We start from the raw sequence: 23,698 nt of genomic DNA, 5'->3' as shown, positions 1-23,698 counted from the left end.
GGTGAGCGGGCCGCACCGCGGCCCGCCGCGGGGGCTCAGGCGGCCTTGGCCAGCACCGGCTTTTGCTGGGCGGGGGCCACGTAGTCGTTGTAGAGCGCGGTGGTGTAGAGCAGGCGCATCTCGGCGCCGATCTCGCAGATGCGCAGGCAGCGCTTCTGCAGTTCGGGCGTGTTGGCGTGTTCCAGCACGATCTGGTAGCCGCGCTCGCCGTGGATCTCGTCGGAGACGATGTGCAGGTCGAAGAACTCGACTTCCTCGTCGGTGAAGCCGTACTTCTCGCGCAGCGTGGGCGTCTGCTTGCGGTAGATGGACGGCACCTGCGACTCCAGGCCCACCACCAGGCCGGCCACGGCGACCACGGGGTCCTCGCGCATGGCCACGGCGTAGCACCAGCTCTGCAGGGCGCGCGTGGTGGGGCTCATGTTGTCGGCGTCGACGATGCGCTCGCGCGTGGTGCCGCAGGCCTCGCCGAAGCGGATCAGCAGGTCGGTGTGGCGGTCGCCGCCGATTTCTTCTTCATACATGTTGGCCAGCAGGAAGTCCTTGGCCTCGGTCATGTGGTCGGGGGTGCGCGCGTACAGGTAGCCCAGGTAGTCGGCGAAGGGGCCGACGTAGTGGTAGTGGTTCTCGGCCCAGCGCGCAAGGTGCTCGCGCGAGAGCGTGCCGCCGGCCCAGGCCAGGCTGAAGGGGGACTGGTTGGCGCTCTTGCCCTTGATGGCGTTTTCGAGGGCGGTGCGGAATTCGTCTCGGCTGAGCAGTTGGGACATGGGAGCTCTCCTGGTGGGTGATGGGTGGACACCGGCATCGGGGCGGTCTCTCGCGACCGATTGGCGTATACAGTATACATAGCGGTCGATTCCAAGGCAAAAACCGACCGAATCAACGGGCAAATGAGCGCCGTCGATCAAAGTATACTGTATACTTTCACCAAATCCAAGACCAGTCCAGCCCCTGCCGACATGCCCATCGTCACCTTCCACAAGAACGGCCAGACCTACCGCGACGAGGTGGCGCCCAAGAGCAACCTGGTGGTGCGCGCGGGCATCAAGGCCTATCCCTACCCGCACCTGCAGTACCAGTGCGGCATGGGCAAGTGCGCCACCTGCGCCACCCGCGTGTTGTCGGGTGCCGAGCACCTGCCGCCGCCCAACTGGAAAGAGAAGAAGCAGCTCGGCGAGCGCCTGGACCAGGGCTGGCGCCTGACCTGCCAGCTCTGGATCGAGCACGACATCGAGCTCCAGCAAGACTGATACCAAAGGCCCGCGCCATGACCACCTATGTGATCCTGACCAGCAAGCCCGGCCAGTTCCGCACCGAGCCGAGCGACGGCCTGGTGCCGGTCGAGGCCTGGGACTACCACTGCGACGGCCGCGTGCGCGCCCGCTTCCTCGTGGCCGAGCTGCCGGCGCCCACGCGCGTGCGGGTGATCGATGAAAGCGGACAGGACACCGTCAACTCGGTGCCCTCCAAGTTCCTTGAATCCTTCGCGGACCTCGAATCGGCCCGCCGCGAGCTGCGCAACCTGTGCAGCTACGGCAGCACGCAGGCCGAGCTGCGCCCCCGCGATCCCGCAGCCTTCAACACGCCATGACCGTCAACATCACCTTCATCAGCAACGACAACAAGCTTGTCAGCGCGCCGGACAACAGCAACCTGCTGCGCGTCTCGCTGCGCGAGAAGGGGGGCATTCCCTTCAAGTGCGGCGGCGGCCTGTGCGGCACCTGCAAGTGCCGCATCGAGCAAGGGCTGGACAACACCGACGAGGTGAAGGCCAAGGAGCGAAAGCACCTGAGCGACGAGGACCTGGCCGCGGGTTTCCGCATGGCCTGCCAGACCTTCGTGAAGGGCGACATCGCCGTGTCCTGGTGAGCGCCATGGACTGGCTGTCCACCGAGCTCGTGCGGGGCGTCAGCGGCCTGCACTACCTCGCAGCCGGCGTGCTGGTGCTGGTCGGTGCCTGTCTGCAGGGCGTCAGCGGCCTGGGCTTCGCCATGTTCGCCGCGCCCCTGGCCGCGATGTGGTTCCCCGAGCTGGTGCCCGGCCCGCTGCTGGTGCTGAGCTGCCCGCTCGCGCTCATGGGCGGCCTGCGCGACCGCGCGGACATCCAGTGGAACCTGGCCAGCGTGGCCGTGGCCGGCCGCCTCGGCGGCACGGTGCTCGCGGCGGCCTGCCTGGTGCTGCTGCCGGTGAAGACGCTGTCGCTGATGTTCGCGCTGCTCATCCTCACCGGCGTGAGCCTGAGCCTGACCGGCTGGCGGGTGATGCCCTCGCGGCGCAACATGGCCGTGGCCGGTGTGGCCTCGGGGATGATGGGCACCATCACCTCGGCCGGCGCGCCGCCGTTCGCCATCGCCATGCAGAACATGGGCGCGGCCCAGCTGCGCGGCACCTTCGGCGCCATCTTCTTCATCGGCTCGGCGGTGTCGATCACGGTGCTCACCGTGGTGGGCCGCATGGGCGCCCACGAGTACCTGCTGAGCGCCCTGCTGATGCCGTGGATGTTCGCCGGCTTCTTCGCCTCCAACCCGATCAAGCGCTTCGTGCCCGCGCCGCTGGTGCGCAAGATGCTGCTCGCCATGGCGGCGATCGGCGCCATCGTCGTCCTGCTGCGCACGCTGTCCGCGGCCTGAACCCCTCACCACCATGCAACACATCACCGACGCCGTCGTCGACGCCACCATCAGCCCCGAGGACGCGCAGGCCGTGCTCGACGACGCCTTCGCGCGCTTCGGCCGCGGCGAGGCGGCGATGCAGGCGCGCGTGCGCACCGAGGCCGGCGGCGTCAAGCTCTCCACCCTGGGCGCGGTGGTGCCGGGCCAGGGCGTGGTCGGCGCCAAGGTCTACACCACCATCCAGGGGCAGTTCACCTTCGTCATCCTGCTGTTCGCCGCCGACGACGGCCGCGCGCTGGCCTCGTTCGACGCCGGTGCCATCACGCGGCTGCGCACCGCCGCCTGCTCGGTGATCGCGGCGCGCCACCTGGCGCGCGCCGACGCGCGGGTGATGGCCCTGTACGGCGCCGGCGTGCAGGGCCGCATGCACGCCGTTCAGATGGCGCGCGCCTTCTCCCTGGGCGAAATCCGCGTGAGCGACCCCTACGCACCGCCCACGCTGGCCGAGGAACTGCAGGCCGCCTGCGGCGTGCCGGTGCGCCTGTGCGCGCCCGAGGCCGCGGTGGAGGGCGCCGACATCGTGGTCACCGCCTCGCGTTCCACCACGCCGCTGTTCCGCGGCGAGCAGCTGGCGCCGGGCAGCTTCGTGGCCGCCATTGGCTCCAGCCTGCCGCACACGCGCGAGCTCGACGACGCGGCCCTGCGCCGGGCCGCCACCATCGCCGTGGAGTGGAAGCCGCAGACCCTGCAGGAAGCGGGCGATCTGGTGCTGGCCGCGCCCGGCGCGCTGGACCCCGCGCGCATCGTCGAGCTGGGCGAGCTGGCGGCGGGCCTCAAGCCCGGCCGCCAGGACCCGCAGGCGGTCACGCTCTACAAGTCGGTGGGCGTGGGCCTGGAAGATGTGGCGCTGGCCGGTCTGGTGTGGCAGCGCCTGCAAGGCGCCGCGAACTGAAGCGGCCCCCGGGCCAGAGATGCCGCGGAACCGGCTTTGCCGGGCCGCTGGCATCGCCCCCTTGAGGGGGTCGCGCGCAGCGCGGCGGGGGCGTTCCTGTTCAGGGCTCCATCTGCGCCGCGTTGTACACGTGGCGCATGGCGAGCAGCGAGGCGAGTTCCGCGTCGCCCTTGATCACCGCGCGCAGGATCGCGGCGTGCTCGTCCCAGTTCTGCTGGCCGCGCGTGCGGTTGAGTGGGGCGAAGATCAGCGCGGTGCGGTCGCGCAGCGAGCGCATCAGCTCCTGCAGCACCGAATTGGCGGCGATGCTGCCCAAGGCATCGTGAAAGCGCTGGTTCATCTCCAGCAGCGCGGCCTGGTCGTCGCTGGTGGCCATGCGCGTGCCCTCGGCCAGGATGCTTTCCATCGCGGCGATCTGCTTCTCGTCGTGGCGTTGCGCGGCGAGCTTGGCGTTGAGGCCTTCGAGCGTGGCGCGCACCTCGACCAGTTCGCGCACCTGCTCGGGCGAGAAGGCGGTGACCGAGGCGCCGCGGCGCGGCTCGATGGTGACCAGGCCTTCGGCGGCCAGCTGGCGCAGGGCCTCGCGCACGGGCATGCGCGAGACGCCGAGTTCGTCGGAGAGGCGGCTCTCCACCAGGCGCTCGCCCGGCGAGATGGTGCCACCCATGATGCGTTCGCGCAGGGCCTCGACCACCAGCGTGGTCAGGGGCGAATGGCTCGCCCCCAGCGAGGCTTCCTTGCGTGGCAGGTTCATGGTGTGGGCGTGGCTCTGTGTTCGGCGGGGCGTCGGGCGGGGCCGGGGCAGGGTCCGAAGCCGGCCGATTCTATTCGAGCGCCCAAAAAAGACCGCGGCCCGAAGCCGCGGCGAATGCCCTGACGTGAAGGGCTCCAAAGGAAAACTCGACGGATGAACAGCGGGGGAACACAGTCCCCCCCGCGCGTCCACGTCAGAACAGGTGGTACATGCCCACGCCCAGCACGCTGCCGTCCTGGTCGGGGGCGCCCGGCGTCTTGATGGTGTTGGCGCGGTAGCCGCCGTACAGCGTGGTGCGTTTGCTCAGGCTGTAGAAGGCCGCCACGCTCCAGCCCGTGCGCTTGACGTCCGGCGCGCCGGGCGCCACCGTGGTGACCAGCTTGCCCGTGTAGTTGGGGTCGCCCACGAAGCCCGTGACCGAGCCCTTGGACTGCGCGATGCCGCCCGACAGCAGCCAGCCACCGGCCAGGGGCACGTCGGCGGCGATGGTCCATTCCTTGGTGTCGTCCGCGCCGTAGGCCACGCGGCCGTAGCTGGCCAGCAGCTTGGCGGGGCCGAAGTCGTACGAGCCGTTGACGCGCGTGAACTTGATCGCCGTCGAGTTGCTCGTGGCCTTCTCGTTCTGGAACGCGACGCCGGCGAACACCGGACCGCCCGCGTACTTGACGTGCACGCTGGTGATCGAGCCGGCGCCGTCGGCGGCGGTCTTGTTCTCGCCGGTGCCGTAGCTCACCACGCCGCTGAAGCCGCCGAAGTTGGGCGAGGCGTAGTAGATGCCGTTGTTCGGCGCGTCCTTGTACGAGGTGCTCAGCCACGCGCCCTGGTTGGGCGCGAGCACCGAGTTCTTGGCCGCCAGCGCCGTGCCGCTGATGTCGTCGAACGCGCTCCAGGCCTTGCCGAAGCGCAGGTCGCCGAAGCCGCCCGAGATGCCGACCCAGGACTGGCGCGTGAACGACAGGGCGGGTGCGCCGCCGCTGTCCATCGCGAAGCCCGACTCGAGCTGGAAGTTGGCCTTGTAGCCACCGCCCAGGTCTTCGCTGCCCTTGAAGCCGAAGCGGCTTTCATAGACGCCGCTGCTGTCGAGCTTGCTCATGCGCAGGCCGGTGGCGGGGTTCTTCTGGCTCGACAGGTACATGTCGGCCAGGCCGTACAGGGTGACGCTCGATTGCGCCATGGCCGCGCCGGTGGCCAGCGTGGCGGAGACGAGCAGGATGCTTTTTTTCATGGGAATACCGCAGGTTGGGGTGGGGGGGAGGGGATTCAGAACAGCACGACGGCCAGCGCGGTGGACGCCGCCAGGCCGATGAGCACCGGCGGCGCGAGCACGCGCACCAGGTCGGTGACCGGGACCCGCGCGAAGCCGGCCACGGCAATCAGCGAGGACCAGGCGATCAGCGTGCCGCCGCCGGTCCAGATCGCGCCCATCTGGCCGATGGCGGCGAGCGTGGTGGCGTCGATGTTGGAGACCGGGCCCAGGGCGCCGGCGAGCGCGCCGGTCAGCGGCAGGCCGGAGAAGCCCGAGCCGTCGATGCCCGTGACCATGCCCACGATCAGCAGGCCGAAGGCCACGAACAGCGGGTTGTGCGGGATCCAGTCCTGCGCGCTGCGCACCAGGTCAAACAGCAGGCTGGGGGTTTGCGATGCGTCGCCGCCGAAGATGGCGGCCGCGGTTTCGCTGGCGCCCAGGAAGAAGAAGCCCGCGATCGGCAGCACCGAGCCCATGGCGCGGAAAGCGAACACGAAGCCCTCGGTGATGTGGTCGGCGCTGGCCTCCAGCATCTGGCGCGCGCCCTTCATGGCCAGCGTGGCGAAGATCATCAGCAGCGCGGCGGCGCCGCCCACCAGCGACGCGCCCGCGCCGCCCTTGAAGTCGCCCAGCGGCACGCCCAGCTTGGGCAGCACCATCAGCACGATCACCGTCAGGAACACCAGCGGCGTGACGATGGCGAACAGCTTGGACCACTTGAACTCGTCGGCCGGCACGCTCTGCAGCTCGCGCTTGAGGTCCTGGCTGGTCACCGGCTGGTGCTCGCGGCTGGTGCCCTGGGCGATCTCGGCCTTGTGGGTCGTGCCTTCGTGCTCGTGCGCCAGTTCTCCCTTGACGGCCAGTTCCTGCCAGCGCTCCAGGTGCAGCGGGCTGGCGGGCTGGAATTTGCGGCGGTGGAAGATGAAGATCAGCACCAGCGCGACCACGCCGGTGATGATGGACAGCGCCAGCGCGCGATCGGCGATCACCGCCGCCGCCGCGCCCGCGGCCTTGGCGCTGATGCCGGGGGCCACGCCGATCACATAGTCGGACGACAGCGCCATGCCCTGGCCGGCCACGGCGATGGCGGCCGCGCCCACGATGGGCGGCAGGCCGGCCGCGATGGCGGCGGGCAGCAGCACCGCGCACACCAGCGGCACGGCGGGCGTGGGCCAGAAGAACAGCGAGATGAAGTAGGTGATGGCCGCGAGCAACAGGTACGACACCGGCCCGTTCTTCATCAACAGGCGGAAGGGCCGCACCATCAGGATGTCGGACTTCAAGGCCTTGAGGGCGTTGAGCAGCGACGTCATCAGCGCGATCACCAGGAAGATGTTGAACAGCTCCTTGGCGGCCACCAGGCTGGCGCTGTAGACGCTGCCCACGCCAGCGAGGGGGTTGCCCGTCCAGGCCAGGCCGACGAGAAAGGTGGCGGCGATCGAGGGCACGAGCACGTTCGCGCGGAACACCATCGTCACGATGATGCTGATCACGCCGAGCAGGTACATCCAGTGCGCCGCTGTCAGGGTTACGTTGGAATCCATGGGTTTGTCCGTGGGTGGTGCCTGCAGGGTCAGGCGGTGGTTGGTGGGCTGCGACCGGTGCGGGCGGCACCGTGGGGTGGTTGGCCGGCGACCTTCCCTCTTGTTTCCGCCGGCGTGGTTCTGTGCTTGGCTGCCCTGTATTCAGGCGCAGGTGCTTCGGTGGCGGGCGAAATGGTATACAGAATACTGTTTGGGCGTTCTAGGGTTTTCCCGCGCCGAAAGGGGGCGCTTGTCGACCCAGAGTGGTGCGTTTTTTCCCGTTCTGGGGGTGGTTTTGGGGAGTTTGGGGTGTGGCGATGGCATCTGTGAATACCGTATACATTTGATGCCGCCACGGAATGCAGGCTTCGTGCCAGGCCGGACCCACGCCTTCAAAGCAGGGGTCGGCTCGCGAAGCGAGGGGCCTGGCTAGGCCCCGCCCCATGGTTTGCCGCTGCCCCGGTCTGTTTGTATACTGTATCCTTTAAGGCGAAATTCCCATGCACAACAGCGCCCTTCCCCGTGCGGTTCGCGGCGAGACGGCCATGGTGGCGACCGGCCACCCCCTGGCGGCGCAGGCCGCGGCGGGCGCGCTGGCCCAGGGTGGCAGCGCGGTGGACGCGGCCATCGCGGCGGACGCCGTGATGGGTGTGGTGGAACCCATGGCCACCGGCATCGGCGGCGACCTGCTGGCCATGCTGGTGCCGCCGGGCGCCGAACCGCAGAGCTACAACGGCTCGGGCCGCTCGCCGATGGCCTTCGAGGCTGGGCTGCTGGCGCCGTTTCCCGGCGCCCGGCTGCCCGAGCGCCACGTGCACACCCTCACCGTGCCGGGCGCGGTGCGCGGCTGGCACGACCTGCACCAGCGGCATGGGCGGCTGCCCTGGCGCGGGCTGTTCGCGGCGGCGCTCGCCGCCGCCCGGGACGGCTTTGCCGTCGGCGCCGTCGCCGCGCGCGAGTGGGCGCTGTTCCAGCCGGTGATCGCCAGCGACCCGGTGAGCGCGCGCCTGTACCGCGCCGACGCCCCGCCGCGCGCGGGCGATGCCTTCCACAACCCCGAACTGGCGGCGACCCTGGAGGCCATCGCCCACGGCGGCCCCGACGCCTTCTACCGGGGCGCGCCCGCCGCCGCGGCCGAGCAGGCCAGCCGCGCGCGTGGCGGTGTGCTCACCGCCAGCGACTTCGCGGCCCACAGTGGCGGGTTCTGCACGCCGCTGCGCGGGCGCTTCCGGGGCCTGGAGGTGCTGCAGTGCCCGCCCAACACCCACGGCCTGGCCGTGCTGCACGCCCTGCAAGCCCTGGACGCGCTGCCGTTGGACCCCGAGGACCCGCGCAGCGCGCTGGACATGGTCCGCTGCATGGGCGAGGCCATGGCCCACGCCAAGCGCGTGGTCGCCGACCCGGCGGGCAACACCGTGTGCACGGTGGTGGTCGACGCCGAGGGGTTCGCGGTCACGCTGATGAGCAGCGTGTTCAAGCGCTTCGGCAGCGGCATTGGCGTGCCGGGCGCCGGTTTCGCCTTGCAGAACCGCGGTTTCGGCTTCGCCCCGCCGGGCCAGCTCAACGGCGCCGCGCCGGGCAAGCGCCCGTACCACACGGTGGTGCCCGGGGCCGCGCTGCGCGGCGGCGCCTTCCACGCCGGCTTCGGCGTGGTGGGCGGGGCCATGCAGCCCCAGGGCCAGGTGCAGCTGCTGGTGCGCCTGGCCGCCTGGGGGCAGGAGTTGCAGCAGGCGATCGCCGCGCCGCGCTGGCGCCTGGAGGGCGAGCGCGCCCTGGCGATCGAGGCCGGCACGCCCGAGCCCGTGGTGCGCGCGCTGCGCGCCGCCGGCTACGCCGAGCCCACCGGACAGGGTGAGCTGGGCGGGCGCAGCGACTTCGGCGGCGCGCAGATGGTGCTGCGCGCGCCCGATGGCCAGCTGCTCGGCGGCTCCGATCCGCGCAAGGACGGCATGGCCCTGGCCTGCGAGGCCGCGTCCCGCTGAACCCGCCTTTTCACCGACCCCTGTAAAGGACCCCCATGGCATTGACGATCTATGGCATCGCCGCGTCGCGCGCGATCCGCCCGCTCTGGGCCGCCGAGGAACTGGGCCTGCCCTACCGGCACGTGCCCTGGCACTACAACGGCCCCGAGACCCGCGAACCGGCCTATCTGGCGATCAACCCCAATGGCACGGTGCCCGCCATCGACGACGGCGGCCTGCTGCTGTTCGAGTCGCTGGCCATCACGCTGCACCTGGCGCAGACGCGCCCGGCGGGCGGGCTGTGGAGCGAGACGCCCGAGGGCGTCGCCGGTCTGTACCAGTGGACGCTGTGGGCCGCGACCGAGATCGAACCGCTGGCGCGCCAGTGGTTCCACCACACCAGCTTCCTGCCGCCCGAGCAGCGCATCGAATCGCTGGCCACGGCCGCCCTCGACAAGCTGCAGGCGCGCCTCGCGGTGCTCGAGCGCCACCTGGCCGGGCGCGAGTGGCTGGTGGGCGAGCGCTTCAGCGTCGCCGACCTGAACCTGGCCGCCGTGTTGCAGCGGCTCGATGCCCTGGGCCGCGGTGAACTGCCCCACACCCGGGCCTGGCACCAGCGCTGCCTGGCCCGGCCGGCGGCGCAGCGCGCCTGGGCACTGCGCCAAGCCAAGGCCTGAGCGGCGCTCAGGCGCGCGCCGGGCCGCTGGCGCCGCCCGCGTCCAGCAAGCGGAAGAAGCCCACCACCTCGGCCAGCCGCGCCGCCTGCGTGCGCAGGCTGTCGGCCGCGGCGGCGCTTTCCTCCACCAGCGCGGCGTTCTGCTGCGTGGCCTGGTCGAGCTGCGCGATGGCGCTGTTGACCTGGCCGATGCCATCGGTCTGCTCGCCGGTGGCGGCGCCGATCTCCGAGATCAGGTCCGTCACGCGGCGCACCTGGCCCACGATGTCGTCCATCGCCGCGCGCGCGTCGCCCACCAGGCGCGATCCCGATTCGACCTTGTCCACGCTGGCGCCGATCAAGGCCTTGATCTCCTTCGCGGCCTCGGCGCTGCGCTGGGCCAGGCTGCGCACCTCGCCGGCCACCACGGCGAAGCCGCGGCCCTGCTCGCCCGCGCGCGCCGCTTCCACGGCGGCGTTGAGCGCCAGGATGTTGGTCTGGAAGGCGATGCCGTCGATGACGCCGATGATGTCGCCGATCTTCTGGCTGCTGGACTGGATCTCCTGCATGGTGGCCACCACCTGGCCCACCACCTCGCCGCCCTTCACCGCGGCCGAGCTGGCCGAAGTGGCCAGTTGCGTGGCCTGGCGCGCGGTGTCGGCGCTGTTGCGCACGGTGGCGTTCATCTGCTCCATCGAGGCGGCGGTCTGCTGCAGGTTGCTGGCCTGCTGCTCGGTGCGGGTCGAGAGGTCGGCGTTGCCCGAGGCGATCTGCGCGCTGCCGGTGGCGATGCTGTCGCTGCCCTGGCGCACGTCACCCACGATGCGCACCAGGCTTTCGTTCATGGCCTTGAGGGCGGCCTGCAACTCGCCCAGCTCGTCGCGGCGCGTCACGGCGATGCTGGAGCGCAGATCGCCCGAGGCCACGGTCTGCGCCACGCTCACCGCCATCCTGGATGGGGCCGACGATGGAGCGTGTCATCAGCAGGGCCAGCATCAGCGCGGCCACCACGGCCATGGCGCTGCTGCCGATCATCAGGTTGCGGTTGCTGGCGTAGCTGGCGTTCGAGGCCTTGACCTCGTTCGCGGCCTGGTCGGCGGCATAGCCGAGGTAGGCATGGCCGGCCTTGATCAGGGCCTCGAGCAGCGGTCGGCAGTCCGCTTCCATGCGCTGCACCGCGCCCTCGCGGTCGCCTTTGACGGCGTGGTCCAGGATGTCCAGCGCCACCGGACCGTACTTCGCTTCCACGGCCACGAGCTCGTCGAACAGGCGGCGCTCCTGCGGGCTGGTGTGTTCGTCGCTGTCCAGTGCCTGGCGCAGCTCCTTGAAGCCCTCGACCACCTGGCCGTGGGCGACGGTGGTGGCGTTCTTCTCGTGTTCGCGGGCCGCGGGCGAGCCCACCAGCACGAGGTTGCGCACGCCGATGGCGCGCGCGTTGGCCGCGTCGAGCACGTTGTTGGCCAGCATCACGCGGTGCGAGGTTTCGCCCACGTACTGATTGAAGCTGTCGTGCTCGTGCCCGAGTGAGCGCACCGACAGCGTGGCCACCGCGAGCACGATGACCGCGAGCAGCATGAAACCGGCCATGAGCCGGACTTTGACGGACAGACGATCGATACCCATGACCCTGGCTCCCTTCCTTGGTGGACGCGTGGCTACCGGTGGGGTTCGCGGTCCCGATGGGGTTCCGCCTTCCGGATATCGACACGCGCCGCGCCAGGATTTCATGCGGCGCGACAGCCGGCTGGCGCCGTGCCACTTTGGTTGCCAGGGGAGGGGGATTCAGGCGCTGAAGTGCGGGCCTTCGATGTACAGGCCGGCGCCGGCCCGCGCCGGTCGTCACGACCTTAAGTGTCCAGCGGGACCTTGCCCGCCGGCTTCACCAGGGCATGGAGAAGGTCTTGCAGTTGGTGAAGGACTTGATCGCCTCCTGCACGCCTTCCTTGTAGCCCAGGCCCGAGTCCTTGATGCCGCCGAAGGGCGTGAGCTCGATGCGGTAGCCCGGCACCTCCCACAGGTTCACCGAGCCCACCTTCAGCTCGCGCGCGAAGCGCGCCGCGTCGTCGAAGCGGTTGGTGCAGATGCCCGAGGACAGGCCGAAGGCCGTGCCGTTGGACAGGCGGATCGCCTCGTCGATGTCCTTGAAGCCGATGATGGGCGAGACCGGGCCGAAGGTTTCCTCGCGCACCACCGTCATCTCGGGCCGCACGCGGTCGAGCACCGTGGGCGAATAGAGCGCGCCGTCGCGCCGGTTGCCCACCAGCAGGCGGGCGCCCTGCACCACGGCGTCGTCCACCACGCGCTGGAAATGCGCCGCCGCGGCCTCGTCGATCACCGTGCCCATCTCGTTGCGGCGGTCCATCGGGTCGCCGTAGGTCCAGGCGCGGGTCTTGGCCACCACGCGCTCGGTGAAGTCGGCCAGCACCTTCTGGTGCACCAGCATGCGCTTGACGGCGGTGCAGCGCTGGCCCGAGTTCTTGTACGAGCCTTGCACCGCGAGGTCGCTGGCCTTGTCGAGGTCGGCGTCGTCCATCACGATCAGGGGGTCGTTGCCGCCCAGCTCCAGCACCAGGCGCTTGTAGCCCGCCTTGGCGGCGATGTACTTGCCGATGGCCACGCCGCCGGTGAAGGTGATGAGGTCCACGTGCGGGTTCGTGATCAGCTCGTCGGCGATCTCGCGCGGGTCGCCGCTCACCACCTGCAGCATCTCCGGTGGCAGGCCGGCCTCGTACAGCAGGTCGGCGAACCAGTACGCCGACAGCGGCACCTTCTCCGAGGGCTTGAGCACCATGCGGTTGTTGGTGGCCACGCTGGGCACCACCTTGTGCGCCACCTGGTTCATGGGGTGGTTGAAGGGCGTGATGGCCGTGATCACGCCCAGCAGCGGCTCGCGCGTGGTGATCACCTTGCGCCGCTTGCCGTGCGGCGTGAGGTCGCAGGAGAACACCTGGCCGTCGTCGCGCAGGGCCTCGTTGGCGCCGAAGTTCAGCACGTCGGCGACGCGGCCGATCTCGTACACGCTGTCCTTCTTGCTCAGGCCGGACTCGGCGGTGATCAGGTCGGAGCCGGCCTCGGTGCGCTCGCGCAGCAGCGCCGCCGCGCGGTTGAGGATGGCCGAGCGCTCGTAGCGCGTGAGCCGGGGCTGGTAGGCCTGGGCGATGTCCATGGCGCGGCGCACGTCCTCGACGCTGGCCATGGCCACGCTGCCCACGCGCTCGCCGTTGTAGGGGTTGAGCACGTCGAAGCGGCGGCCCGTGTGCACCTGTTCGCCGCCGATGCGCAGCGCCTCCTCGCGAAAGCAGGGGCTTTCCAACACGTCGCTCATTCGAATGCCTCCTCGCTGCGCGCTGTGGTGCGAGCCCCTTCGGGCGACCGTGCGGTGCTCATGCGATCTCCTTTTCGGCACTGCCGATGAAATTACGGCCGCGCGCGCCAGTCAGGGCGTGCGCCACCATCTGTTCGGCCTGTTCGTCGCTCACGCCGTAGTCGGCGAAGCGCGTGCGCACGCCCAGGCGTTCGATGAAGGCGGTGAGGCGCCCGGGCGCTTCGTCCAGGTCGCCCAGGGCCTGTGCCAGCACCGCGTCGCGGTCGGCACGGCGGCCGATGGCGCGCGCCAGCACCAGGGGCAGCGGGAAGGAGCAGGCGATGCCGTGTGGCAGGCCGTAGCGCAGCGTCATCTCGTAGGAGATGGAATGCGCCAGCGCGGTGCGCGTGTTCGAGAAGGCCATGCCGGCCTTGAGCGCGGCCAGCGCCATGCGCGCGCGCAGTTCGCGGTCGTCCAGGCGGTGCATCAGGCGCGGCAGGGCGTCCAGGATGTCGTGCACCGCCGCCACGGCGAAGGTGTCCGACACCGGGTTGGCGTTGACGTTCCAGATCGACTCCAGCGCGTGCGACAGCGCGTCCAGCCCGCTCTGCAGCGTCACCGACGCGGGCAGCGAGAGCATCAGCTCGGGGTCGATGATCGCGGCCGCGGGCCAGGTCTCCTTGAGGTGCAGCGAGTGCTTCACCTGGCGGCCACGGTCCCAGATGGTGGCCCAGGGCGTGACCTCGCTGCCGGTGCCGGCGGTGGTGGGCACGGCGATGAGCGCCTTCACGCCGGCCGGCGTGAACGGCTGGCCCGAGGCCAGCGCGGCCACCAGGGTGGCGAAGGCGCCGTCGGGCGTGCCCACCATCAGCGCCTTGGCGGTGTCGATGGCGCTGCCGCCGCCGAGCGCGACGATGGCCTCGGCGCCGCGGTCGTCGCGCCAGAAGGCTTCATAGGGCGCGGCGAGCTCGGCCACGTCGGGGTTGGGGCGAACGTCCTCGATGACGCCCACCAGGGCATCGCCCAGCAGCGCCTCGACCCGGGCCACCAGGCCCAGCGCGCGCGCCTCCGGAAACGTCACCAGCAGGGCCTTGCGACCGGCGAGCAGGCCGGGCAGGGAACACAAGGCCCCGGCCCCGTAGACGCTGCGCACGGGGTTGAAGTAGTCATGCGGCATGGGGACCTCTAGCGGTTGACAGCGACGTGGTTGAGCGCGAGGTCGAACACGTCGAAGTTGCGCAGCCGGCGGGTGGCGGGCACGCCCTGCAGCGGACGGTTGAACAGCAGCGGTACCTTCTGCTCCGATAGGCCGCCGTGCGAGCGCAGCGGCACCGTGAGGCCGGAGAGGTCGTGCTTGTGCTCGCTGGTGCCCAGCACCGTGAGGTGGTCGCTCACGATGACCAGGTCGCCGATGCGCTCGGGCGGCAGTTCGAAGCGGCTGGCGGCCTGCTCGCGGCTGAGCACCACGTCGATGCCCGGCAGGGCCTCGATGGCGGCCCGCGCGCGCGCGATGGCCTCGGCGCTGGGCAGGTGCACGGTGGCGTAGGAGCCCAGCGCGCCGTGGTGCACCACGTAGGGATCGGTGATGGGCAGGATCACGCGCGCCTGGCCTTCGCCGAGCAGGCCGTCGAGCACCTGCTGCAGGTAGAGCACGCGCGGGCGGCCGGCGGCGTCGGTCTTGGCGCTCATGCCGTGGTCGGCGGTGAGGCCGATCACCGCGCCGAGGGCGTCGAGCCTGGCCAGGTAGCCGTCCATCATCTGGTAGAAGGCATTGGCCTCGGGCGTGCCGGGCGCGCACTTGTGCTGCACGTAGTCGGTGGTCGACAGGTACATCAGATCCAGCGGCCGCGTCTCCAGCAGGCGCACACCGGCGGCGAACACGAATTCGCTGAGGTCGGCGCTGTAGACCGAGGGAACGGGCTTGCCCACGAGCTCCAGCACGCCGTCGATGCCGCACTCGGCCACGCTGGCCTTGTCGGCCTTCTCGGCCGAGAAGCAGATGCCCTGCAGGCCGTGGCCCAGCAGCGTGCGCAGCTTGTCCTTGGCGGTGATCGCGGCCACCTTGGCGCCGCTGTCGGCGAAGGCCGCCAGCAGGGTGGGCACGCGCAGCCAGGCGGGGTCGTTCATCATGACCTCGCGGCCACTGTCGACGTCGTAGAAGTAGTTGCCGCAGATGCCGTGCACCGAGGGCGGCACGCCGGTCACGATGGACACGTTGTTGGGGTTGGTGAAACTGGGCACCACGCAGTCCCCGACCACCGACGCGCCTTTCTCCACCATGCGCTTGAGGTAGGGCGCCACGCCGGCCTGGATGGCCTGGGTCACGTAGTCGGGCTCGCAGCCGTCCACGCAGACCACCACCACCGGCTGTTGCGGCCGGGCATACCGACGGCCATTGACCGTCACCGAATCGACGCGGGCGTCCATCAACGCGCTCCCTTCTGGATCCAGGCGCGCAGCCTGGTGGACACGTAGTCGGCCGCCATCACCATCACGATGATCACCACGATGCAGGTGGCGGTGTCCTGGTATTGAAAGAGCTTCATGCTGCCGACCAGCTCGAAGCCGATGCCGCCCGCGCCCACCATGCCCAGCACCGTGGCCTGGCGCAGGTTGGTCTCGAAGCGGTAGAGAACGACGGCGATCCACGCGGTGATGACCTGCGGGATGACGCCGAAGATGACGGTCTGCACCGGGCCCGCGCCGGTGGCGCGCAGGGCCTCGATGGGGCCCTGGTCGATCTCCTCGATCGACTCGGAGAAGAACTTGCCGAGCATGCCCGCGCCGTGCACGGCCAGGGCCAGAACGCCGGGGAAGGGCCCCAGGCCCACCGCCGCCACGAACACCAGCGCGAGGATGATCTCGTTGATGCCGCGCGTGACGTTGAACACCTGGCGCGTGAAATGGAACACCGCCAGGTTGGGCGTGAGGTTGCGTGCCGCGAAGAAGCACACCGGCACGGCCATGATGACCGCGAGCAAGGTGCCCCAGAGGGCGATCTGCACGGTCTCGATGGCGGGCACCCACAGCTTGTCGAGGAAGGCCCAGTTGGGCGGCACCATGCGCGCCAGGAAGTCGCCGATCCAGGGCAGGCCCTTGCCGAGTTCGCCGAAGCTCACCTGGGCGCCGCGCGCGGCCCACCAGAGCACCATCAGCGCGGCCGCGCCAAGGCCCAGGCGCGGCCACCAGCCGGCCGAACCGGTGGGGCGCGCGACGAGCAGGGAGTAGGAGCCGATGTTCATGTCAGGCCTCCTCGAGGGCGAAGTCGTGGCGGGGCGGCGTGGCCGCCGCGCGGGCTGGGCTGGCGGCCTTGGCTGTGCCTTCGTCCAGGCCCGGGTAGATGCGGTGCAGCACCTCGTCGGTGAGCTGGTCGGGCCCACCCTCGAACACGATGCGGCCGCCCGACACGCCCACGATGCGCTCGCCGAACTCGCGCGCGTATTCGATCTGGTGCAGGTTGCACACCACCGAGATGCCCAGCTCGCGGCTGGCCTGCTTGAGGTACTGCAGCACCGTGCGCGAGGTCTTGGGGTCCAGGCTGGCGACGGGCTCGTCGGCCAGGATGATCTTGGGCTGCTGGGCCAGGGCGCGCGCGATGCCCACGCGCTGCTTCTGCCCGCCCGACAGGGTGTCGGTGCGCAGCTCGGCCTTTTCTTCCAGCTCCACGCGGCGCAGGCACTCGCGGGCGATCTCGATGTCGCGGCGCGGGAACACCTGCAGCCACGAGGCCACCGAGGGCATGGCACCGAGCCGGCCGGTGAGCACGTTCTTGAGCACCGACAGGCGCGGCACCACGTTGTAGTGCTGGAAGATCATCGCCACCTGGCGCCGCGCGCGGCGCAGGCTGGCGCGCTCGGCGGTGACCCGCTGGCCGTCGACGTGGATGTCGCCCTGCGTGGGTTCGCACAGGCGGTTGATGCAACGCAGCAGCGTGGATTTGCCGGCGCCCGAGGGGCCGAGCACGACGAGGAACTCGCCGGGGGCCACGTCGAGATCGATGCCCTTGAGGGCGTCGAAGTCGCCGTAGCGCTTGGTCAGGCCGCGGATCTTGATCACTTCATCTTCCTCAGGTCGAGGTTGAGGGCCTTGGCCGTGTCCCGGATGATGTTGTAGGCCGCGTCGTTGGTGGGGTGAAAGCCGTTGAGCTCGCCCTGGTCGGACCAGGGGATGTTCTTGACCTGCAGGAAGGCGGCCTGCACGCGCTTCTTCAGCTCGGGGTCGAGGTCCTTTCGCCAGACCGTGGGCGACTCGGGGATGGGGTCCGACTTCCACACCGTCACCAGGTCCTCGCGCTTGGCCAGGCCCTTGTTGATGGCCGCGTCGAGGATGCGGTCGGCGATGGCCACCGCGTCGACCTTGCCGTTCTGCACGGCGACCGCGTTCGAATCGTGCGAGCCCGAGAAGATGACGCGGCCGAAGTCCTTGTCGGGGTTGAAGCCGGCCTTGATCAGGCCGGCTTTCGGGAACAGGTGGCCCGAGGTGGAGCTGGGGTCCACGAAGGCGAAGGTCTTGCCCTTGAGGTCGGCCACGGTCTGGATGCCGCTGTCTTTGCGCGCGACGACCAGCGAGTGGTAGAAGGTGCGCCCGGCCTTCTTGGTCTCGGCCACGGCGAAGGCCTCGATGTCGGCCACCGTGGTGCCCAGCACATACGAGAAGGGGCCGAGGTAGGCGACGTCGAGCCGCTTGGAGCGCAGCGCCTCGATCACGCCGTTGTAGTCGGCCGCCACGAAGGGCTTGACCGGCATGCCCAGGGCCTTGGACAGCATGTCCATCATGGCCTGGCTGTTGGCGATCATGGCGCGCGAGTCTTCCGAGGGGATCAGCCCCACGGTGAGCACGCCATTGGCGCGGGCGCCCGGCGACAGGCCGAGCAGGGGCGCGCCGAGCAGGGCCGGCGCACTGGCGAGAAGGGAACGGCGGGAAAGCGGCATGGGGTGTCTCCGGTTGCGGTACTTGAAGCTGTCCGTCAGTTTTTGGGCGTCACATGTCCGATCCGTGACGCTGTGTCGCACTGTCGGTGCGAGGACGACATTCATCCAATTCAAGTTTTTACACCGATATATTGAGAGAACCTATAGTTGAGCAGGGATAACACGGAGCCCCTTCCATGCGACTGACACAACTGCGTTCCTTCCACGCGGTGGCCACCACGGGCAGCTTCACGCGCGCGGCCGAACGGCTCCACGTGAGCCAGCCCACCGTCACCACGCAGGTGGGCCAGCTGGAGGCGCTCTACAAGGTGGAGCTGTTCCACCGCTCGGGGCGGCGCGTGCGGCCCACCGAGATCGGCGAACGGCTGCTGCAGCTGTCGCGCCAGATGTTCGACCTGGAGGCCGAGGCGGTGCAGCTGCTGCGCGAAACCGGCGAGCTGCGCTCGGGCCACCTGCGCGTGGCCGCGGTGGGGCCCTCGCACGCCACCCGCATGCTCGTGGCCTTCAACCAGCGCTACCCGGGCGTGAAGATCTCGGTCACCACGGGCAACTCACAGGAGGTGCTGGACCGGCTGGCCGACTACAGCGCCGATGTGGGGGTGCTGGCGCAGGTCTCGTTGGACAAGCGCTTCGTCTCGGTGCCCTACAGCGAGCACCCGGTGGTGATCTTCTGCAACGCGGCCCACCCCTTCGCGCGCCGGCGCAGCATCCGCACCGCCGAGCTGCAGGGCGAGAAGCTGATCCTGCGCGAGGAGGGCTCCACCACGCGCAAGGCCATCGAATCCGCGCTGCGCGCCGCGCGCGTGCAGCCCGAGGTGGTGATGGAGGTGGCCAGCCGCGAAATCATCCGCGAGGCCGTGGCCCAGGGCGTGGGCGTGGCCGCGGTGTCCGACGTGGAGTTCGTGCCCGGCCCGGGCCTGCACGCGGTGCGCATCAGCGACGCGCAGGTGCGCACCTACGCCCACGTGGCCTGCCTGGCCGAGCGGCGCGACACGCGCATGGTGCGGGCGTTCTTCGAGGTGATCGGGCACGAGGTCTGAGCGCCCGTGCCGGGGGCGCTCAGGCCCCGCCGCAGGCCGCGCGGTAGCGCGGCTCGTTGTCCAGCACGTGCTCGCGCAGCAGCGCGCCGGCCGCGTCCACGTCGCCGTCGCCCACGGCGTCCACCAGCACCTGGTGGCTGCTGACCGCGTTGTCGATGGGCGAGCGGTGGCGCAGCGCGGTGAGCTGCGAGCGCAGCACCTCGTAGCCGGCGCGCACGTAGGGACTGGGGCAGTGCTCGAAGAACTGCCAGTGAAAGGCCATGTCGATGCGCGCCAGCGCAGGCAGGTCGCGCGCGGCCTCGGCCGCCTTCATCTCCTTCACGCACTGCTTCATGCCCTTGAGCAGCGCGGCGCGGTTGGCCGCCATGGCCTCGCGCAGGGCCTCGGTTTCCACCAGCGCGCGGAAGCGGCAGAGCTGGCCCACCTGTTCGGGCGTGAGCCGAAAGACGAAGGTGCCGCGCTGCGGGTGCACCTGCACCAGGCCTTGCGACTGCAGGCGCACCAGCGCCTCGCGCACCGGCGTCTTGCTCACGCCCATCAGGGCCGCCAGCTGCGCCTCCGACACCTGCTCGCCCAGCTTCAGGTCGCCGCTGACGATGGCTTCGCGAATGCGCTCACCCACCACGTCGGTGAGCAGGCGAGGGCGTTCAAGCTCGAGTTGTCGGGTCATGGTGGTTTCGGATCGTGGGTGGGCAGTGTAAGGGCTTTCCCCAAATCCTATATCTGAGATATCAGATACGATTACGGCAAAACCCTGAGTCGAACCACCGGAGACAGCGCACCCATGGCGTTCAGCGAATCACCGGCCCGCCCCTCGCTCGCGGGCCGCCTGGAGCACGGTTTCGTGCGCCTGAACCAGGCCCTCATCGTTCTTCTCATGGCCTCGATGGCGATCCTCGTGTTCGCCAACGTGGTCATGCGCTACGTGTTCAACCAGTCCATCTTCTGGGTCGAGGAGTTCACCCAAATCCAGATGATCTGGGTCGCCTACCTGGGCGCCGGCCTGGCGCTGCGCGAAGGCCGCCACGTGGCCGTGGACATGCTGCAGGACGCGCTGCCCGCGGGCCTGCGCCACGCCATCCGCTGGTTCATCGCCCTGGCCATGGCGCTGTTCCTGCTGACCCTGGTGGTGCTGGGCGTGCAGATCGCCGAGTTCACCTGGAACCAGGAAACGCCGGCCATGGGCCTGCCCGCCGGCCTGCCCTACCTGGGCATTCCGCTGGGCGCGGCGGCCATGCTGCTGCACCTGTTGCTGTTCTGGCGCCAGTTCGTCGCGCGCGACTTCGTGCAGGTGGAAGAGATCGGCGACGACCACGCCGAGGAGGCGCACGCATGAGCGCCGCACGCACGCCCGAAGGCGCTCGCACCGCGGCGCACCGCGCGGAGGTTGGCGAATGAGCGCCGTCCTCTTCATCGTCTTCGTGGTCGGCCTGGCCATCGGCGTGCCCATCGCCCTGGCCATGGGCGGCGCGGGCCTGCTGGCCCTGGCCATCGACGGCAACCTCTCGCTGCTGTCGGTGCCGCAGCGCTTCTTCGACGGCATCAACAGCTTCCCGCTGATGGCCGTGCCCTTCTTCATCCTGGCGGCCGACCTGATGACGGCCAGCGGCATCACCACCGCGCTGCTGCGCTTCGCCGGCGCCATGGTGGGCCACGTGCGCGGCGGCATGGGGCATGTGAACGTGGTCACCTCGGTGATGTTCGCCGGCATCAGCGGCTCGGCCCTGGCCGACGCGGCCGGCCCGGGCGCGATCGAGACGCGCATGATGGCCAAGAGCGGCTACGACAAGGCCTACTCCGCGGCGCTGTCGGCGGCCACCTCGGTCATCGGCCCCATCATTCCGCCCTCCATCGTGATGGTGATCTACGCGCTGACCGACAGCCGCGTCACCGTGGCGGGCCTGTTCCTGGCCGGCGTGGTCCCAGGGCTGCTGATGGGCCTGGCGCTGATGGCCATGAACCACTACCTCTCGGTCAAGCGGGGCTACGGCACGGTGGGCACGGCGCCCGGCTGGGGCGTGCGCCTGCGCGCGCTGTGGCGGGCCACGCCCGTGCTGCTGATGCCGGCCATCATCATCGCGGGCATCCTCACCGGCCTGTTCACACCCACCGAGGCCTCGGCCGTGGCGGTGTTCTACGCGCTCTTCATCGGCCTGTTCGTCACGCGCACGCTCAACGCCCGCCTTATCTGCCGCGTGCTGCTGCAAAGCGGCCTGGTCACCTCGGCGGCGCTCATCATCGTGTCCATGGCCTCGCTGTTCGCCTGGCTGCTCACGCTGCTGCAGATCCCGCAGGCCATCGGCGCGGCCATCGGCGGCATGACCACGGACCCGGTGGCCATCATGCTGATCGTGATGGTTTTCGTGCTGCTCTGCGGCCTGTTCATCGACACGCTGCCGGCCGTGATCATCCTGGTGCCCGTGCTGGCGCCGCTGTCGGAGCAGTTCGGCATCCACCCGCTGCATTTCGCCATGGCCATCGTGCTCAACCTGACCATCGGCCTGGCCACGCCGCCCGTGGGCGGGGTGCTGTTCGTCATGAGCTCGGTCGCGCGCCTGCGGCTCGAAGAGCTCACGCGCGCCATTCTTCCGCTGCTCGCCGCCCTGCTGGTGGTGCTGCTCGCCGTCGTGCTCATCCCCTCGCTCAGCACCTTCGTGCCCGGCCTGTTCGGCTACGCGCGCTGAGCCCCTGTCCTTCCGTTCCCCAACCACAAGGAGACACCCGCCATGAAGTTCAAGACCCTCGCCGCCGTGATGGGCCTGGCCCTCGCGCTGCCCCTGGCCGCGCACGCGCAGAAGACGCTGAAGTACGCGCACTTCCAGCCCGCCAAGGACGACCAGCCCAAGCACGTGGCGGCCCTGGCCTTCAAGGAGCACGTGGAGAAGGCCACCAACGGCTCGATCAAGGTCGAGATCTTCCCGGCCGGCCAGTTCGGCAAGGACCAGCCCACCATGGAAGCCCTGCGCCTGGGCACGCTGGAGATGGCCGTGGCGCACGACGGCGCCATCGGCACCGTGCACAAGCCCATCGGCGTGCTGGGCATTCCCTTCCTCTACGACAACCATGAGCACGCCTGGCGCGTGTACGACTCCGAGTGGCTCAAGGGCTTCTCGGACGACATGGTCAAGAAGACCGGCATCCGCGCGCTGGGCTTCGCCGACAACGGGGTTCGCCACTTCACCAACAGCCTGCGCCCGATCCAGACGCCGGCCGACATGAAGGGCATGAAGATCCGCATCCAGCCCTCGCCGGTGTTCAAGGCCCTGGTCGAGTCGCTGGGCGCCTCGGCCTCGGCCATTCCCTGGGGCGAGCTGCCCACCGCGCTGCAGCAGAAGGTGGTGGACGGCCAGGAAAACGGCGTGACCAACATCCTGGCCGCCAGCCTGTACCAGCACCAGAAGTACGCCACGCTGGACGGCCACGTGTGGTCGGTGCACGGCTACCTCGTCAACGACCGCTTCTACACCCGGCTCACCGACGTCGAGCGCAAGGCCGTCGACGAGGGCGTGAAGAAGGCCATGGCCATCCACCGCAAGATGACGGCCGAGCAGGACAAGAACGCCAAGAAGATTCTCGAGGGCGTGGGCATGCAGGTCTATGAACCCACCGCCGCGCAGATTGCTGAGTTCCGCAAGCTGGCCCAGCCGCCGGTGCGCCAGTGGGCCGAGGGCGAGATCGGCAAGAACTACGTCGATGCGCTGTTCAAGGCCGTGGAGGCAACCCGCAAGTGAGTGAGCTGAACCAGGGAGGCGGGCTAGAGCGGCTCGTCGTCGCCATCGACGACGGGTACGCGAGCTACGACCAGGAAGAAGCCCTGCTGGGCGCCGAGGGCGCGCGTTTCGAGGTCCGCCCCTGCCGGCGCGACCCGAAGCGCGCGCTGGACGCGGCGCGCGAGGCCGACGTGGTGCTGGTGCGCGAGTCGCCGCTGCCGCGCGAGGTGATCCAGGGCCTGACGAAGTGCCGGGCCATCGTCCGCTACGGCATCGGCGTGGACAACATCGACCAGGTGGCGGCCAGCGAGCGCCGCATCGCGGTGGCCAACGTGCCCGACTACGGCACCGACGAGGTGAGCTCGCAGGCCGTGGCCCTGGCCCTGGCGGTGTCGCGCCGCCTGTGGCTGCACGACCGCGAGGTGCGCGAGGGCCGCTGGTCCACCGGCGTGCTGCAGCCGATGTTCCGCCTGCGCGGGCGCACCCTGGGCCTGGTGGGCTTTGGCCGCATCGCGCGCATGACGCTGGAGAAGTTCGCCGGCTTCGGCTTCGGCCGGGTGCTGGTGAACGACCCGCGCGCCGAACTGCCCGATGGGCTGGAGCGCGCCGACATCGACACCCTGTGCGCCGAGTCCGACGTGATCTCGCTGCACGCGCCGCTGAACGAGCAGACGCGGCACCTGATCAACGCCGAGCGCATCGCGCGCATGCGGCCCACGGCGATCCTGGTGAACACCGCGCGCGGTGGCCTGGTGCACACCGACGCGCTGCACGAGGCCCTGGCCGCGCGCCGCATCCTGGGCGCCGGGCTCGATGTGTTCGAGCAGGAGCCGCCCGGCATCCACAAGCTGTTCAGCCTGGACAACGTGGTGGTGAGCAACCACATGGGCTGGTACAGCGAGGAAGCGATGCGCGAGCTGCAGCGCAAGACGGCCGAGGAGGCCGCGCGCGTGCTGCGCGGCGAGGCGCCACTGAATTGGCTCAACCGGTGGTGAGGCCACCAACGACAC

23 protein-coding genes and 1 pseudogene are annotated in these 23,698 nt (G+C 69.9%); 12 read left to right on the top strand and 12 right to left on the bottom strand.

Annotation, left to right across the window (positions count from 1 at the left end):
- Positions 1–35: 35 nt before the first annotated feature.
- A complete protein-coding gene (locus SOM08_RS20160) occupies positions 36–767 on the bottom strand; it encodes a TenA family transcriptional regulator (protein ID WP_070399332.1) in 732 nt (243 codons plus the stop codon).
- A gap of 192 nt (positions 768–959) precedes the next feature.
- On the opposite strand from SOM08_RS20160, the gene SOM08_RS20155 reads away from it, so the two are divergent.
- From SOM08_RS20155 to SOM08_RS20135, 5 genes are read left to right on the top strand one after another with little or no spacing between them, the layout of a single operon-like run.
- Positions 960–1,250 (top strand): 2Fe-2S iron-sulfur cluster-binding protein, encoded by a 291-nt coding sequence (locus tag SOM08_RS20155; RefSeq protein WP_070399333.1) that lies wholly within the window; start codon positions 960–962, stop codon positions 1,248–1,250.
- 17 nt (positions 1,251–1,267) lie between these two features.
- A complete protein-coding gene (locus SOM08_RS20150; protein WP_070399334.1) occupies positions 1,268–1,591 on the top strand; it encodes a hypothetical protein in 324 nt (107 codons plus the stop codon).
- Complete coding sequence (locus SOM08_RS20145; protein WP_070399335.1) at positions 1,588–1,869, top strand: 2Fe-2S iron-sulfur cluster-binding protein; 282 nt, start codon at positions 1,588–1,590, stop codon at positions 1,867–1,869. Before SOM08_RS20150 ends, SOM08_RS20145 begins: the two co-directional genes overlap by 4 nt.
- 5 nt (positions 1,870–1,874) lie before the next feature.
- Entirely contained in the window at positions 1,875–2,630 is a 756-nt protein-coding gene (locus SOM08_RS20140; RefSeq protein ID WP_116960274.1) for a sulfite exporter TauE/SafE family protein, read from the top strand.
- 13 nt (positions 2,631–2,643) lie between these two features.
- Positions 2,644–3,564 carry an ornithine cyclodeaminase family protein gene (locus SOM08_RS20135; RefSeq protein ID WP_116960275.1) on the top strand — a complete coding sequence of 307 codons (921 nt, stop codon included), beginning with the start codon at positions 2,644–2,646 and terminating at the stop codon, positions 3,562–3,564.
- A gap of 100 nt (positions 3,565–3,664) precedes the next feature.
- Here the strand turns inward: SOM08_RS20135 and SOM08_RS20130 are convergent, their stop codons facing one another.
- From SOM08_RS20130 to SOM08_RS20120, 3 genes are all read right to left on the bottom strand, one after another.
- Positions 3,665–4,318: a GntR family transcriptional regulator gene (locus SOM08_RS20130; RefSeq protein ID WP_116960276.1), complete on the bottom strand. Its 654-nt coding sequence runs from the start codon at positions 4,316–4,318 to the stop codon at positions 3,665–3,667.
- A 193-nt stretch (positions 4,319–4,511) separates the two neighbouring features.
- Entirely contained in the window at positions 4,512–5,543 is a 1,032-nt protein-coding gene (locus SOM08_RS20125; RefSeq protein ID WP_116960277.1) for a porin, read from the bottom strand.
- A gap of 35 nt (positions 5,544–5,578) precedes the next feature.
- Positions 5,579–7,108 carry a hypothetical protein gene (locus SOM08_RS20120; RefSeq protein WP_116960278.1) on the bottom strand — a complete coding sequence of 510 codons (1,530 nt, stop codon included), beginning with the start codon at positions 7,106–7,108 and terminating at the stop codon, positions 5,579–5,581.
- Between the two features lie 479 nt (positions 7,109–7,587).
- Here SOM08_RS20120 and SOM08_RS20115 point away from each other — a divergent pair, with 479 nt between their 5' ends.
- Both SOM08_RS20115 and SOM08_RS20110 read left to right on the top strand, forming a co-directional pair.
- On the top strand, positions 7,588–9,069 hold the full coding sequence (locus SOM08_RS20115; protein WP_322469595.1) for a gamma-glutamyltransferase family protein: 1,482 nt from the start codon (positions 7,588–7,590) through the stop codon (positions 9,067–9,069).
- A gap of 35 nt (positions 9,070–9,104) precedes the next feature.
- Positions 9,105–9,725 carry a glutathione S-transferase family protein gene (locus SOM08_RS20110; protein ID WP_116960280.1) on the top strand — a complete coding sequence of 207 codons (621 nt, stop codon included), beginning with the start codon at positions 9,105–9,107 and terminating at the stop codon, positions 9,723–9,725.
- Between the two features lie 7 nt (positions 9,726–9,732).
- On the opposite strand, the pseudogene SOM08_RS20105 reads toward SOM08_RS20110, so the two are convergent.
- From SOM08_RS20105 to phnD, 7 genes and pseudogenes are all read right to left on the bottom strand, one after another.
- Positions 9,733–11,326, bottom strand: a pseudogene (locus SOM08_RS20105) (methyl-accepting chemotaxis protein).
- Positions 11,327–11,582: 256 nt separating this feature from the next.
- A complete protein-coding gene (gene phnY / locus SOM08_RS20100; protein WP_116960282.1) occupies positions 11,583–13,028 on the bottom strand; it encodes a phosphonoacetaldehyde dehydrogenase in 1,446 nt (481 codons plus the stop codon).
- A gap of 58 nt (positions 13,029–13,086) precedes the next feature.
- Entirely contained in the window at positions 13,087–14,184 is a 1,098-nt protein-coding gene (psrA, locus tag SOM08_RS20095) for an iron-containing alcohol dehydrogenase PsrA (RefSeq protein WP_322469594.1), read from the bottom strand.
- Positions 14,185–14,192: 8 nt separating this feature from the next.
- Positions 14,193–15,434 carry a phosphonoacetate hydrolase gene (gene phnA / locus SOM08_RS20090; protein WP_322469593.1) on the bottom strand — a complete coding sequence of 414 codons (1,242 nt, stop codon included), beginning with the start codon at positions 15,432–15,434 and terminating at the stop codon, positions 14,193–14,195.
- Entirely contained in the window at positions 15,434–16,249 is an 816-nt protein-coding gene (phnE, locus tag SOM08_RS20085) for a phosphonate ABC transporter, permease protein PhnE (protein WP_116960285.1), read from the bottom strand. Before phnE ends, phnA begins: the two co-directional genes overlap by 1 nt.
- A gap of 1 nt (position 16,250) precedes the next feature.
- Complete coding sequence (gene phnC / locus SOM08_RS20080; RefSeq protein ID WP_116960286.1) at positions 16,251–17,063, bottom strand: phosphonate ABC transporter ATP-binding protein; 813 nt, start codon at positions 17,061–17,063, stop codon at positions 16,251–16,253.
- Entirely contained in the window at positions 17,060–17,938 is an 879-nt protein-coding gene (gene phnD, locus SOM08_RS20075; protein WP_116960287.1) for a phosphonate ABC transporter substrate-binding protein, read from the bottom strand. The genes phnC and phnD overlap by 4 nt, the downstream gene beginning before the upstream one ends.
- Before the next feature lie 176 nt (positions 17,939–18,114).
- Here phnD and SOM08_RS20070 point away from each other — a divergent pair, with 176 nt between their 5' ends.
- Positions 18,115–18,978 (top strand): LysR substrate-binding domain-containing protein, encoded by an 864-nt coding sequence (locus tag SOM08_RS20070; RefSeq protein WP_116960288.1) that lies wholly within the window; start codon positions 18,115–18,117, stop codon positions 18,976–18,978.
- A gap of 19 nt (positions 18,979–18,997) precedes the next feature.
- Here the strand turns inward: SOM08_RS20070 and SOM08_RS20065 are convergent, their stop codons facing one another.
- Complete coding sequence (locus SOM08_RS20065; RefSeq protein WP_116960289.1) at positions 18,998–19,648, bottom strand: GntR family transcriptional regulator; 651 nt, start codon at positions 19,646–19,648, stop codon at positions 18,998–19,000.
- Positions 19,649–19,762: 114 nt separating this feature from the next.
- Between SOM08_RS20065 and SOM08_RS20060 the strand changes: the two genes are divergently transcribed.
- From SOM08_RS20060 to SOM08_RS20045, 4 genes are read left to right on the top strand one after another with little or no spacing between them, the layout of a single operon-like run.
- Positions 19,763–20,314, top strand: coding sequence for a TRAP transporter small permease (locus tag SOM08_RS20060; RefSeq protein ID WP_116960290.1), 552 nt, complete (start codon positions 19,763–19,765; stop codon positions 20,312–20,314).
- Positions 20,315–20,372: 58 nt separating this feature from the next.
- Positions 20,373–21,662 (top strand): TRAP transporter large permease, encoded by a 1,290-nt coding sequence (locus SOM08_RS20055; protein WP_116960291.1) that lies wholly within the window; start codon positions 20,373–20,375, stop codon positions 21,660–21,662.
- 42 nt (positions 21,663–21,704) lie between these two features.
- Positions 21,705–22,709, top strand: a complete 1,005-nt coding sequence (locus tag SOM08_RS20050; RefSeq protein ID WP_116960292.1) for a DctP family TRAP transporter solute-binding subunit — start codon at positions 21,705–21,707, stop codon at positions 22,707–22,709.
- Positions 22,706–23,683: a C-terminal binding protein gene (locus SOM08_RS20045; RefSeq protein ID WP_245981061.1), complete on the top strand. Its 978-nt coding sequence runs from the start codon at positions 22,706–22,708 to the stop codon at positions 23,681–23,683. Before SOM08_RS20050 ends, SOM08_RS20045 begins: the two co-directional genes overlap by 4 nt.
- Positions 23,684–23,698: the final 15 nt, after the last annotated feature.

The organism is Hydrogenophaga sp. SNF1, assembly GCF_034421675.1.
In the GTDB taxonomy this organism is placed as follows: Bacteria; Pseudomonadota; Gammaproteobacteria; order Burkholderiales; family Burkholderiaceae_C; genus Hydrogenophaga; species Hydrogenophaga borbori.
This window is presented reverse-complemented; position numbering and strand designations above follow the sequence as displayed.

What these genes read in the sequence shown, in the direction of transcription:
- phnE (WP_116960285.1), bottom strand. Translation starts at nt 16,249, where the DNA reads ATGAACATCGGCTCCTACTCCCTGCTCGTCGCGCGCCCCACCGGTTCG.
- SOM08_RS20110 (WP_116960280.1), top strand. Translation starts at nt 9,105, where the DNA reads ATGGCATTGACGATCTATGGCATCGCCGCGTCGCGCGCGATCCGCCCG.
- SOM08_RS20145 (WP_070399335.1), top strand. Translation starts at nt 1,588, where the DNA reads ATGACCGTCAACATCACCTTCATCAGCAACGACAACAAGCTTGTCAGC.
- SOM08_RS20070 (WP_116960288.1), top strand. Translation starts at nt 18,115, where the DNA reads ATGCGACTGACACAACTGCGTTCCTTCCACGCGGTGGCCACCACGGGC.
- SOM08_RS20160 (WP_070399332.1), bottom strand. Translation starts at nt 767, where the DNA reads ATGTCCCAACTGCTCAGCCGAGACGAATTCCGCACCGCCCTCGAAAAC.
- phnY (WP_116960282.1), bottom strand. Translation starts at nt 13,028, where the DNA reads ATGAGCGACGTGTTGGAAAGCCCCTGCTTTCGCGAGGAGGCGCTGCGC.
- SOM08_RS20050 (WP_116960292.1), top strand. Translation starts at nt 21,705, where the DNA reads ATGAAGTTCAAGACCCTCGCCGCCGTGATGGGCCTGGCCCTCGCGCTG.
- phnA (WP_322469593.1), bottom strand. Translation starts at nt 15,434, where the DNA reads ATGGACGCCCGCGTCGATTCGGTGACGGTCAATGGCCGTCGGTATGCC.
- psrA (WP_322469594.1), bottom strand. Translation starts at nt 14,184, where the DNA reads ATGCCGCATGACTACTTCAACCCCGTGCGCAGCGTCTACGGGGCCGGG.
- SOM08_RS20155 (WP_070399333.1), top strand. Translation starts at nt 960, where the DNA reads ATGCCCATCGTCACCTTCCACAAGAACGGCCAGACCTACCGCGACGAG.
- SOM08_RS20130 (WP_116960276.1), bottom strand. Translation starts at nt 4,318, where the DNA reads ATGAACCTGCCACGCAAGGAAGCCTCGCTGGGGGCGAGCCATTCGCCC.
- SOM08_RS20120 (WP_116960278.1), bottom strand. Translation starts at nt 7,108, where the DNA reads ATGGATTCCAACGTAACCCTGACAGCGGCGCACTGGATGTACCTGCTC.
- SOM08_RS20115 (WP_322469595.1), top strand. Translation starts at nt 7,588, where the DNA reads ATGCACAACAGCGCCCTTCCCCGTGCGGTTCGCGGCGAGACGGCCATG.
- SOM08_RS20140 (WP_116960274.1), top strand. Translation starts at nt 1,875, where the DNA reads ATGGACTGGCTGTCCACCGAGCTCGTGCGGGGCGTCAGCGGCCTGCAC.
- SOM08_RS20125 (WP_116960277.1), bottom strand. Translation starts at nt 5,543, where the DNA reads ATGAAAAAAAGCATCCTGCTCGTCTCCGCCACGCTGGCCACCGGCGCG.
- SOM08_RS20150 (WP_070399334.1), top strand. Translation starts at nt 1,268, where the DNA reads ATGACCACCTATGTGATCCTGACCAGCAAGCCCGGCCAGTTCCGCACC.
- phnD (WP_116960287.1), bottom strand. Translation starts at nt 17,938, where the DNA reads ATGCCGCTTTCCCGCCGTTCCCTTCTCGCCAGTGCGCCGGCCCTGCTC.
- SOM08_RS20135 (WP_116960275.1), top strand. Translation starts at nt 2,644, where the DNA reads ATGCAACACATCACCGACGCCGTCGTCGACGCCACCATCAGCCCCGAG.
- SOM08_RS20065 (WP_116960289.1), bottom strand. Translation starts at nt 19,648, where the DNA reads ATGACCCGACAACTCGAGCTTGAACGCCCTCGCCTGCTCACCGACGTG.
- SOM08_RS20060 (WP_116960290.1), top strand. Translation starts at nt 19,763, where the DNA reads ATGGCGTTCAGCGAATCACCGGCCCGCCCCTCGCTCGCGGGCCGCCTG.
- SOM08_RS20055 (WP_116960291.1), top strand. Translation starts at nt 20,373, where the DNA reads ATGAGCGCCGTCCTCTTCATCGTCTTCGTGGTCGGCCTGGCCATCGGC.